Consider the following 11983-nt stretch of genomic DNA (forward strand, 5'->3'; position numbering starts at 1 on the left):
ACCAAATACAACATACAACATGAAAAAAATACTAACACTTATTGCGTGTATTGCTAGCATTACCGCTATAGCTCAAGGGCAAAAATGGAGTAAAGAAAAAGCAGACCAATGGTATGCAGAACACCAATGGATAACAGGTGCAAACTTTATACCTAGCAATGCCATTAATCAATTAGAAATGTGGCAAGAAGCTACTTTTGATACCGAAACTATAGACCGCGAATTGGGCTATGCCGAAGGTATTGGTTTTAACACCATGCGTGTATACTTGCACAGTTTGGCGTACAAAGCAGATAAAAAAGGCTTTAAAAAACGTGTAGACGAATATTTAAAAATTGCCAACAAACACCATATACAAACCATTTTTGTAATTTTTGATGACTGTTGGAACAAAGACCCAAAAATGGGTGTACAGCCAGAACCAAAAACAGGTATTCACAACAGCGGTTGGGCTCAAGATCCTGGATATCCTGCATCAAAAGATAGAGCAAACGATAAAGAACTAGAGGCATATGTAAAAGATGTATTAACCACTTTTGGTAAAGACGAACGTATTTTGTTGTGGGATTTATACAACGAACCTGGTAACAATGGTAAAGGCAACGAAACATTACCATTACTTAAAAATGTATTTAAATGGGCTCGCGAAGCAAACCCACAGCAACCAATTTCTGCTGGGTTATGGAAGTGGGATTACCAAGAACTAAATACATTTCAAGCACAAAACTCAGATATTTTAACATACCACTGTTATGATACTCCAGAGGCTCACCAAAGAATCATCAACCTTTTAAAAACGCACAACTTGCCGATGATTTGTACAGAGTATATGGCAAGAACGCGAAATAATAACTTTGCCAACACCTTACCTATGTTGAAAAAAGAACATATTGGGGCAATAAACTGGGGCTTAGTAAATGGTAAAACCAACACTATTTTTGCTTGGGATACGCCAATAGATTCTGGTGAAGAACCAAATGTATGGTTTCACGATGTGTTTAGAAAAGACGGTACACCTTACCGTAAAGATGAAACCGATTTAATTAAAAAATTAAACACAGAAAAGTAATGAAAGGACTCAAACATATAGCGGTAGCTGCTTTGCTATCGCTTACTTTCTTTGCCTGTAACGATGCAAAAAAACCGGTAGAAACGGTACAAGAAGAAAGTAAACCTATGGTAGATACACATCTTAAAAAAGAAGATTTTGAAGCTACTATAAACGATAAAAACACCAGCTTATATTTTATTGAAGACAACAACATTATGGTAGCGTTTACCAATTATGGTGCGCGCATTGTTGGTCTTTGGGTTCCCGATAAAGATGGCAACATGACAGATGTTGTGGTTGGTGTAAACAGTGTTGAAGGTTTTCAAAACTCAACCGAACCTTACTTTGGTGGTACCATTGGGCGTGTAGGTAATAGAATTGCCAAAGGTACTTTTTCTTTAGAGGGTGAAACCTATCACATACCACTTAACAACGGAGCAAATAGCTTACATGGTGGTACAAAAGGTTTTCAAGATATTGTTTGGGATGTAGCACAACCCAATAAAAAAACATTGGTATTTACCTACCATTCGCCAGATGGCGAAGAAGGCTTTCCAGGTAACTTAGATGTAGAAGTAACCTATAGCATTACAGCAAACAACACATTGCAAATGCAATACAAAGCTGTAACAGATAAAGCTACCCCTGTAAACCTTACCAACCATGCATTTTTTAATTTGAATGGTGAAGGTAGTGGTACTATTTTAAACCATAACGTAATGATTAATGCCGATGCGTTTACACCAGTAGACGAAGGCTTAATACCTTTTGGTACATTAAAAGAAGTAGCTAATACACCTTTTGATTTTACTACCTTTCATACTATTGGAGAACGTATTAAAACCGAAAACGAACAGTTGAAAAATGGTGTTGGATATGACCATAACTTTGCCTTAAATACAACATCAAAAGATATGACTCATGCTGCAACTGTAGTAGGAGACAAATCTGGTATTGAAATGAAAGTATATACCGAAGAACCTGGCTTACAGTTTTACAGCGGTAACTTTATGCAAGGTAAAAACACCTTTAAATCTGGTGCAAAAGATGAGTTTAGAACTGCTTTTGCTATGGAAACACAACATTTTCCTGATGCAGTAAACCAACCTGATTTTGAGTCTATTATTCTACAACCAGGCAAAACGTATTTAACAACCTCAACCTATCAATTTAGTATAGCAAAATAACGTATGAAACATTTCATTTATATCATTTTACTATCGTTTACCCTAACTGGTTTTGCACAACATACTAATTTGTTTCTGGCAGACCCTACCATTTTTGAACATGATGGTACGTATTATGCCTACGGAACCAAAGAAAACGGTAACATAAAAGCCGAAGGCTTTTTGGTATACACCTCAACAGATTTAAAACACTGGGAAGGACCAAAAGGAGCTACAGATGGTTTTGCATTTAAAAAAGGTGATGGCTATGGAACATGGGGGTTTTGGGCTCCACAAGTTTTTGAAAAAAACGGCACATTTTATATGGCATATACTGCCGATGAACATATTGCCATTGCGAGTAGCGATAGTCCGTTAGGGCCATTTACCAACAACGGTAACGCTTTACCTTCGGATGTTAGACAAATAGATCCTTTTATCTTTTTTGACAATGGTAAAACCTACCTGTATCATGTGCGTTTAGACAACGGAAATAGAATTTTTGTAGCTGAAATGACCGATGATTTTTCAGCAATTAAAACAGAAACATTAACCGAATGTATTCATGCTGAAGCAGGCTGGGAAGATACCGAAAGCGTAACTTGGACAGTTACCGAAGGCCCTACGGTTTACAAAAAAGACGGTATGTATTACCTACTCTATTCTGCAAACGATTTTAGAAATAAAGATTATGCTGTTGGTTATGCTACTGCTACATCCCCTTATGGACCATGGAAAAAAAATGAAAATAGTCCGTTTATTTCTCAAACGCTTTTAAACTACCCTGGTACAGGACATGGTGATGTTTTTTATGGCAAAAACAACAACATGTATTATGTGTTTCATACCCACTTTTCTGAAGAGAAAGTTGGCCCAAGAAAAACAGCCATTATCAGATTAAAACAAAAAAACAATACTATAAAAATATTGAACGCTAAGTCTATAATTTGGTTAGCTTTATAAATGTAGACTTTTTTGTGTTTTATTTATTAATTCGTGAAAGCCATCCTAATTAGGGTGGCTTTTTTTGAATTTATTTAAATTCTTCAAACAGTAAATTCGTGTTTGGATCTAAATCTAAAGAAATAGGTTCTTTTTCAATTTTCAATTTGAACTTATTCTTCATTTCATTGATATCCAATTTTTGTATTTCTAAAGTACCATCGGCATAATTAAAACGAATTTCTAGCGGAAACTGAAATTCTTCCTTCTGCATTTGTTTAATTTCCAATTTCAGCTTTCCGTTTTTGTAATCATACTCCATTTTAATTTTTGGTTGGCCATACTGCGTTAACCACTGCGTGAAGAATAATTGTAAATCTTCACCAGAAACCGCTTCAAAAACCTTTTGTAAATCTACTGATGAGGCATTGGCGTATTTGTATTTTTTATAATACTGCTGAATACCTTTCCAGAATATTTCATCTCCCAATTTTCTTCTCAACATGTGCAAAACCCAAGCTCCTTTTTGATATGAATTCGGATTCAATAATTCCATCAAATCTGTTCTAGAACTGTCTATAATAGCCGTTTTTGTAGTCTCACTAAACTTTATTACTTGTGCTCTTTCTTCCTGAAGTTTTTCGTCCAATTTGCTTTTTCCATAAGCATGTTCAGCATATAAATCGGTAAAATAAGTAGCAAACCCTTCGCTTAACCAAAGGTGAGACCAATCGGTTTCTGATGCAGAATCGCCAAACCATTGGTGAGCAATTTCATGAGCCAGCAAAAATTCTGAAGAACGTGTTCCCGTTACAGAATTTTCATAATAGAAAATATTCCCGGCATTTTCCATTCCTCCATAACGTGTAGTTGACTGTACGTTGGCCAATTTGGTAAAAGGGAATGGTGCAATATGCGTAGAGAAATATGCTAAAATATCTTCCGCCTGCGCATAGTCATAAAAACCTGCTTTCTTATTTTCAGGATATACCCATGAAGAAAGCGGCACGTTTGCAATGTTTCCTAAATGATTTACAGCAAATTCTGCAACCCCAATCACCATGACTTTTGTAGGCAACTCTATTGGCGTGCTATAAACGTACAACGAAGTTTTGTTATCCAAATTTGTATGTTCCGTAAGCATACCTGTGGCTACCACTTGATATTTTGAAGGAGCGGTAACATGAAACGAAACGGTAGCCTTGTCAGACGGATGATCTATAATGGGCAACCATTGGTGCGCACGATTTGGCCAATTATCACCAAAAAAAGTACGGTCTCCATATTTATTTTCACTAATGATGAGTCCGTCTTTTGGAATTCCATGGTAATAAATAACCACCGATCCTGGAGTAGCAGTTGTTATTGATAGTTTTTCATCGCTTTGCGAAAACTGCAATTGATTCTTTTTCTGAATCACGCTATCTACACGCATTCCTTTACCAGAGCCATCGGCCTCAACCAAATCTAAAACCAATTGTGATGATGGATTTGTAAACTCAAAATCTAATACGGCTTTACCTTTAATAATGTTGTTTTCATCATTCAAGGTCAGATGAAATTCATAATTCTTGATATCAACATTTGGATTTTGAGCCCATAAAACAACGGGAGCACATAAGAGACTTAAGAAATAAAGGAACTGATTACGTTTCATGCAATTGAAATTTAAAACTTTAAAATTAATGCTTTTGGAAACCTTAGAAAACTATTATGTTACTGAAAGTTGCTATCTTATTGATATTTTGAGATCTTCATTTCTGAAAATTTTAAACTATAAAAAAGAAAAAGCCTTGAAAATCAATTGATTTTCAAGGCTTGCTGTACTCGAGGTGGTAGTTAGGTAAATTTGTCTTATCAAGCACCAAATGAGGGTTTGAAGCCTTCCGATTTGGAGTGCACCCGAATGGAGAACTTTAACTATTTTTTAACTTTACACTCCTTAAAATTTGGGGTGGTAGTGCAACTTTTTTGTTAATTCCTTTAACATTTTAAGAAAATCTTATCCTTGGTGCACCCGAATGATTCAAATCGGGCGCACTTATTTTCGTAATTATTGTAGTTTACAATTCACTAAATAGTTCTATGTATTGTTCGAACAATATAAAATATCCTTCTTCACCTAATCATTAGAATATTGATAGGTGAAAGTTCTTCTCTAAATAATAGAAACATACACAAAACCATATAATTCCTATTAAATTTATCATTTTATCAATTATAGGGATTAATAAAATGTCCAGTTTTTTAGCTAAAAAACTGGACAAAAGTTATTGATACATACTACCTCTATAATAGTGCATTCTCCGCAAAACTGCAAAAGTCACCATCGGGTGATAGTATCAAATGATCCAATACTTTGATATCAAAAAATTCAGCAGCTGACCTTATTTTTTGAGTCAATTGCTTATCTGCTAGACTCGGCGTTAATTTTCCTGAAGGATGGTTATGAACCAAAATAATCGCTGTAGATAACGATTTCAGTATTAATGCAAATACAATTCGAATATCCACCAACGTTCCCGTAATCCCACCAGAAGACACTTCGTAAATTCCTTTTACCTTGTTACTGTTATTTAATAAAAGTACTTTAAAATGCTCCTGAAAGCCTATGGTGTTTTTGTTCCAATGCTCAAAAGCAATGCTCGCTCCATCCTTAGCACATGTAATCCCTTTTGATTGCAATACGCTTCTTTTTTCCTTGTAACATAGGGTTACCACATTCACTCTCGTTATCATACCTCTTAAGATTAAAAATTCAACATTCCGTTTGTAAATCCAACCACAACAAAACTCACTTTGAAATCAGCTTTACTTTTTTTATCCGGAGCGGTGTCTTTTTGTTTTTCACCTTTCTCCCGTTAAGAAACTGCTGTAATGAATTCATAGCACTTGTTGTTTTTGATTTACTTCTTCTAGCGCCGTATGCGTCTTGCCTTTTTGTTTGCCGCACATTTTCAACCTTTACGGATTGATAAGGATTTATAAAAAGAGAGGTAGGAATGGTTTATGCAATCCGTTCAAATCTGAAAGGTTGGTGCTTTGCAATTCAAAAAAGTAAGGGGTATGCGAGTGTACTTCCAGAAGTCAAAAACAACGGAAAGTCTAATTGAATGGAAGTAGTTTTAGGGAGTAAGGTTTTTACAGTAAATGCCCTTGTAGTTCCTATAAACACATAAATTATTTACTGTAAATGATAGTTTACTTTTTCATAAAAAATCATGCTTCACCGGTCATTACTATATTTATAGGTAAAAGTTTTCGTCTAAACAATAGAAACTATATAAATCCTATTAAACAAATCATTTATCAATTATAGAGGTTAATAAAATGTCCAGTTTTTTAATTAAAAAACTGGACATTCTCCCATTATAAATCAGTCATTTTTATTGTAGAAAATAAATTTTCTATTTTCTTATTTTCTACAAGAACTTTATCATGGACTTCCTTATAATATTCCTTTCGCTTTTTTTCTCTCCCTAAAAACTCTTGATTATTTGATTCATTCTCCTTTAGTTGATTAAGCAACTCATCTTCACTATAGTGTCTCGGAATATCCATAGCTATATCAGAACATAATTTGTTCATTAAATTATGTGTAATATCGTTAACATCATCATATATTAATGATTCATAATCGTCCATGTTTATAACTTGATCTTTATATGAATCCATTAAATCCTTTTCTGTTTCTAAAACTATTTTAGATATCATTTCTAAAACTAAATTTTGAAAAGACTCTTTCAAAATGAAATTTTCATAATTAAATCCAAATTTTTCAAAAATTTTAGGAAGTTCCATTGCCAAATTCTTATCGTCAATATTTTTTATATATTTCCCAATAATCATTAAAAAATTCTGTTTAATAAATAATTCGGTCGTAGGACAATTATTAAGGCTTTCAAAAACATATCTTAGTTCTTTTTCAAACCACCAAATCCTATCTAAATTTAATCTCTTGAATACTTCTAATAAACAATTATCAATATTAATTGATTTACAATACTTAACCAATACTTGTAAATAAATACCATCAAGTCTATACTCCTTGTATCTATCTATACTATCAAGATTATTGTTACAGATTTTATTCAGAATAATTTCTTGAATTTCTTCTTCCAAGATAAATTGATTTTTTTCAGGATTAAAAATTTCAAGTTGCTCTACATATACAGCAGAAGCAATAATTGCTTTTTTAAAAGCATAATTATTGTTTAGAAAAACAACTAAATAATCGGAAATTGAAGGATTGATAAAAGAATAGCGCTTTTTACCTTTATCTAGATCACTAATAATGGAAACGATAAAACCATTTAAAAGACTTCTAACTGAATCTATAAATTGTTCTGAATTTACGGATATATTATTTAGATTTTTCTCATACACTAATCTTTCTCCAAAAGCCTTAATCAAGAAACTCTCTTCAACATTCCTTTGAAATGTAAATAATGTCATCAAAAAACACCTGTCTTGTAATCTAATTTGATTACGAAAAGAATAATTCCAAATTTCTTCAGGGTGCTCTAAATTAAAACTTATAAACTCTTTATAATCAACACCACTCATTTTTTTTGTCCTGTCATAGTCTGTTATAAATTCAATTATTCTAGGCGTATAATTTTTATGTCTAATTATATCAAAGTAAAACTTATCTTTTAAAATAATTGAAAACAATTCGTCATTCAATCTTTGAAAATATAAGTGGTTATATAGAATTTTTGCTTTATGGTAATCACTATACCTAAATACTTCTATTTCATATTTTCCTGATTCTATTCGTGACCTCTTAATTTTTTCTGATTTAGCTTTGGCCTGCTCAAGTATTACAGTTCTAGTTGATAGAATAATATACTTATTTGGAGAATGCTTAATTCTATCTATGAATCTAGATATTTCGCTCTCCTTCTGACTTCCACTTAAAATTTCATAATAAACTTCTCCTAAAAAATCATCAAAATAAAATAATTGTTTCGATTCGTCAGATAAGATAACATCTTCAGCCTCCCGTATTGTATTTATTAGATAGATTTTGTGATCCCACCGGGCTCTCTCAATAATTAACATTTCTGCAAGTGTTGTTTTACCTACTCCTGGCTGGCCCGTAATCAGAAGAATTTTCTCTTTTTCTAGAATTTTATTAGCTATGTCAAAATCCTTTGTCATTACAAAAAGAGGTATCTTATACTTTATCCGCTCTAAGTAACTTCGCGTACGCCCTTCAATTGCACTATTTAGTATTGAGCCTAGAACTTCCGTACTTGAGAACCACAATTTAAAATGACTTTTTTCTATCTTTTTATGCTTTCTTAAAAGTTTATTCATGTCTTCATTACCTAAAACATCATTTGCCGATATGATGTAAGGTTTGAAAATTTCCACAATAATATCTTTTTCCTTAGCCGAAAGTTGCAGGGAAGTAACACAGAAATATCTATCAGGATTTAATTTTCTTACTTTAGGTAGCTCTTCATTTTCTAGCTTATATTTTAAAATAGAAAAACTCGATTTCAAATAATGCTTTACCTGAACAACAATTGAATTTTTATTATTTGGTGATGAAAACCTTAAGTCTATACCTCCATCTTTCCCTGTTTTGAAATCCTGTAAATTAAGATTATATTCAGCGTTTAAAAGATCCAATGATAAAATTTCAAAATCTTTATCATTAAGAGTATTAAAACTATAATTATTCATTCAGTATATAATATATTTTGTTACTGCCTCTCTGTAAATAGCACTTACTCTACAATTACTTATTACCCAAATTCAAACTTTATTTAGACTGTTATAGATTGTCTATTTATTTTAAAAATTAAAATTTTAAGTTTTATCTAAAGGCAATTTCAAATCTTTACATACCTCATTCAATATCTCAGATGGATCTTCATCAATTGCTAAAGCTATCAAATAAAGTTCTTTCACTCTTAATTGGGTATTTTCATTATTTGCTAACTCACTAAGTCTCGTTTTACTGATACCAGTTTTACGAGAAACATCTGCTCTGTTAATAGACTTTTTAGCAAAATATAGACCTAATTCCGTCATTGATATATCTTATTTAAGGTATATAAAGTTAGGATTTAAGACACAATATTCCGATTTTCTGAATTTCCGCTTGTTATTTTATCCTTTTATAATTACATTTGTTCCGATAATCGGAACATTTATTCTTTTAAAGCAAATATTAAATTGTAACAAAATGACAAGTGAATTAAAAATCCCACAACAATTTCCTTTCAAGAAGGAACTCAAAAAACTTTTAAATCAGTTATTAGACTGTTTTGATCTACAAATTATCTACCTCTCAGAACTTGAAACTAAAAAACATAAATTTTATATCATTAATGGAATTCTTGAGAGAAAAAGAACTTCTTCTAAAGAGCAACTAACACTCTTGCATAAAGTTGAAAACAATAACTCACATTTTAAGCTACAACTATATACAAAAAAGCAATTAAGAGCATCTCTACATAATGGAGAACTTTACTTTATACAACATTGCTATTATGGTCAAGTAGTTTATCAGAACAATGACAATAATTTAATTCTATCAAAATTCAAGGATACTTTCTTATTGAATCAATCTAAAAAGCAGATTAAGCAAAATAGTAACAGCATATGTAAAGGTTTTCATGCTATACAGCATCGCTTTGAAGCATTAGAATATAATGCTGGTACAAATATGTTACTTAGTATAATGATTACATTATTCCAACATTTAGGAAAATTGTATTCTGGTCAAAATATAAAGTTTACTACTTTAAACGAATACATACAGTACTTATCATCCTATGATTCTGAAATTCACAAGTTCTTCATGGAAGGACGAAAAGAGGTATCGGAAATGCTTGAACTAATGGAATTACTTCATTCGAAGCCTGAAAAACCGCCTACAACTAAAATATACCGGAGTGATTTTTATGAAATGTTTGTTGTAGTACAAATCCTTTTCAAAAAATACAACGAACTTTCAAATCGAATGCTCACTTCATGTAGAGAATTCAAACAAGAGTATACTCAACCTGCTTTTGAAGTCAAAGAACCAAAGCTTCACCAACCCTTTGAAATAGCAATACAAAAGGTAGTTGATTTTCTAAGGGAGCATTATCAGATTCATGCCATGCTACTAATCAATAAGCAACAGGAATCATATAATAGTACGAAGCTATTTGGTACTAAAACAGCTCCTGAACACTTTACATTTTCTGCTACGGCATTTCTTATTGTCCATCAGACTATTCCAATTAACCCTTCACAACTGACAGATTTGGTATATAATCATATGAACAAGCAAATGAAAATATACTTCACTTGGTCAACATTATCCAAAGTAAGGGAACAAGCAGATTACGGAAATAACTTTTTGTATCGAGTACTGCAAACCGATAATGTCATTTTTAAAGAAGACGATCAATTAACCAAAGATTTTGACAGAGCACCGTATTATTATATTCAAATGTGGGAAAAGCTACAAAAGAGATGGCAAGACCGATTTGATAGAGCTCTTTATTTACAAGAGTTAACACATGCGTTGGATAATGAACATGATTACATTGCTAACATGGCTTTATTTGAAAATGCTATAGTCCAAGCTTGCATTGGTTTGTTAGCTGTATTCTGGGAGTACAAACCTTCCTATACTTCTTTAGATTACTTAATGCATCTATGCAATGATTTCACAGATTTACCCAAGGATATTTTTTGGAATAGTTCTTATATGTCAGCACGCAATTATAATCTAATTACTCAATCTAAAAACCATTTAAGACATGGTTGCCCTTATAAGATTAGCGAAAAAGATAATGACCAAGTATACAAACTATGCGATCGGTTTATTACAGCAGCAGGAAAGGAAGTCAATAAACACCTAGATTATTTGAAAATACAGTGTTTTGAACGTGAAACACCGTTATTCACTAAATCTTCATAAACCTTGAGCTTATGAAAAAGAAAAACTATAAAAGGTTAGTAAAACAATTGAAGTCGGAGCTAACATCCAAAAACGGGCCCTTGAAATCTGCCGGATACAATTGCAATGGCAAGCCCATGAAAAAAGGTGAATTCTTGATTGGAGACAATGACGAACTTATGTTCACGATTTCTTGCTTATTAAAAACGTGTATTCTAGCGTTAGAAGGAGATGCTAATTTTTCTTTATCAACTATGAATAAGGCGGATCCTAAAGCTAGTGTTATTGTATCACTAGAATTTATTAATAGTTTGCTGCCTCGAGAGCAAATGGTTGTATTGGATAAAATATCTGAGTTGTTAAAATAAAAAAGGATTAATAGCACCATTAAGTATACAATTAATCCTCATAATTTTATCAAATACTCTCTTCCATTAATCTTTCAGAAAGTTCTTTTTTCTTTTGATTATCTAAAAAATCACATAATTGAATGTATTGATATAAAATACTCTTGTCATTCATACAGACCTTAATTAATCTACCAGTTGACAATGAAGTAATTCCTTCATTTTCAATATTCGATATGGTATTCTTACTAAATCCCAATATCAAACTAAAAGTTGATGCAGGAATATTATACTTATTTCTATAATTAACAATTTCAATTGGATCAGCGGCTCCCTTTGCTATGTGATAAGCATTCTTTAAAGCTTTTAAATTGCGATCCATTTGATTTCTAGTATAATGCTTAACTAATTTATTCTTATTGATCATTCCCGTATCTTCATCAACTTCATGATCCAAATAATAAACTTCAGTATACTCCAATTCAACACCTTTAAATCTTTTTCTAACAGAGCCATGTAATTCACTTGTAGGCTCATTTTGCCTTGTCAATACTTTCTTTGTTTCCAT

General features: G+C 32.2%; 10 protein-coding genes. 5 read left to right on the forward strand and 5 right to left on the reverse strand.

Going from position 1 to position 11983, the window contains the following annotated elements; all coding sequences use genetic code 11:
• Positions 1-19: 19 nt before the first annotated feature.
• Genes BM383_RS12030 through BM383_RS12040 form a run of 3 tightly spaced genes read left to right on the forward strand, consistent with a single transcriptional unit; the run spans position 20 to position 3180 of the window.
• On the forward strand, positions 20-1069 hold the full coding sequence (locus tag BM383_RS12030; protein WP_093025393.1) for a glycoside hydrolase 5 family protein: 1050 nt from the start codon (positions 20-22) through the stop codon (positions 1067-1069).
• Positions 1069-2238: an aldose epimerase family protein gene (locus tag BM383_RS12035; protein ID WP_093025394.1), complete on the forward strand. Its 1170-nt coding sequence runs from the start codon at positions 1069-1071 to the stop codon at positions 2236-2238. Before BM383_RS12030 ends, BM383_RS12035 begins: the two co-directional genes overlap by 1 nt.
• Before the next feature lie 3 nt (positions 2239-2241).
• Positions 2242-3180: a glycoside hydrolase family 43 protein gene (locus BM383_RS12040; protein ID WP_093025395.1), complete on the forward strand. Its 939-nt coding sequence runs from the start codon at positions 2242-2244 to the stop codon at positions 3178-3180.
• Positions 3181-3250: 70 nt separating this feature from the next.
• On the opposite strand, the gene BM383_RS12045 is transcribed toward BM383_RS12040, so the two are convergent.
• The 4 genes from BM383_RS12045 to BM383_RS12060 form a co-directional block, all read right to left on the reverse strand.
• Positions 3251-4816: a M1 family metallopeptidase gene (locus tag BM383_RS12045; protein WP_093025396.1), complete on the reverse strand. Its 1566-nt coding sequence runs from the start codon at positions 4814-4816 to the stop codon at positions 3251-3253.
• Positions 4817-5448: 632 nt separating this feature from the next.
• Complete coding sequence (locus BM383_RS12050; protein ID WP_093025397.1) at positions 5449-5898, reverse strand: JAB domain-containing protein; 450 nt, start codon at positions 5896-5898, stop codon at positions 5449-5451.
• A 630-nt stretch (positions 5899-6528) separates the two neighbouring features.
• Positions 6529-8853 (reverse strand): nSTAND3 domain-containing NTPase, encoded by a 2325-nt coding sequence (locus BM383_RS12055; RefSeq protein WP_093025398.1) that lies wholly within the window; start codon positions 8851-8853, stop codon positions 6529-6531.
• 126 nt (positions 8854-8979) lie between these two features.
• Complete coding sequence (locus BM383_RS12060; protein ID WP_093025399.1) at positions 8980-9204, reverse strand: helix-turn-helix domain-containing protein; 225 nt, start codon at positions 9202-9204, stop codon at positions 8980-8982.
• A gap of 154 nt (positions 9205-9358) precedes the next feature.
• Here BM383_RS12060 and BM383_RS12065 point away from each other — a divergent pair, with 154 nt between their 5' ends.
• On the forward strand, positions 9359-11089 hold the full coding sequence (locus BM383_RS12065; RefSeq protein ID WP_093025400.1) for a hypothetical protein: 1731 nt from the start codon (positions 9359-9361) through the stop codon (positions 11087-11089).
• 11 nt (positions 11090-11100) lie between these two features.
• Positions 11101-11436: a hypothetical protein gene (locus BM383_RS12070; RefSeq protein WP_093025401.1), complete on the forward strand. Its 336-nt coding sequence runs from the start codon at positions 11101-11103 to the stop codon at positions 11434-11436.
• Between the two features lie 49 nt (positions 11437-11485).
• Here the strand turns inward: BM383_RS12070 and BM383_RS12075 are convergent, their stop codons facing one another.
• Entirely contained in the window at positions 11486-11983 is a 498-nt protein-coding gene (locus BM383_RS12075; protein ID WP_093025402.1) for a transcriptional regulator, read from the reverse strand.

Source organism: Pustulibacterium marinum (assembly GCF_900116665.1).
Classification (GTDB): Bacteria; Bacteroidota; Bacteroidia; order Flavobacteriales; family Flavobacteriaceae; genus Pustulibacterium; species Pustulibacterium marinum.